Origin of the sequence: Staphylococcus sp. EG-SA-17 (assembly GCF_017151845.1) — a bacterium.
Taxonomy (GTDB): Bacteria; Bacillota; Bacilli; order Staphylococcales; family Staphylococcaceae; genus Staphylococcus; species Staphylococcus aureus.
The window spans coordinates 1-252 of record NZ_JACVZO010000147.1; the positions used below are offsets into that span (position 1 = coordinate 1).

Here is a 252-nt window from a genome sequence, read left to right on the forward strand (position 1 = left end):
TAACCATTTGTAACTTAAACTCTGAACTAAATGATCTTCTTTCTCTTGTCATAATAAAATCGCCTACTTTCTTAAATTAACAATATCTATTCTCATAGAATTTGTCCAATTAAGTGTAGACGATTCAGACCAAATCTCAATGGAAGAATATTTAGATCCTTTCACTGGAGAGAAAAATAAAAAAAGAAAGAAAAAAGAGTAACCCTTTAGGGTTGCTGGAATAGTAGTGCAGTTGGCTGACTTGTCAGTGCC

At 32.5% G+C, this 252-nt stretch carries 1 pseudogene; it reads left to right on the top strand.

The features are described from left to right. Positions 1-124: 124 nt before the first annotated feature. A pseudogene (locus tag IDG65_RS14485) lies at positions 125-202 on the top strand (IS200/IS605 family transposase); the annotation flags it as partial. Positions 203-252: the final 50 nt, after the last annotated feature.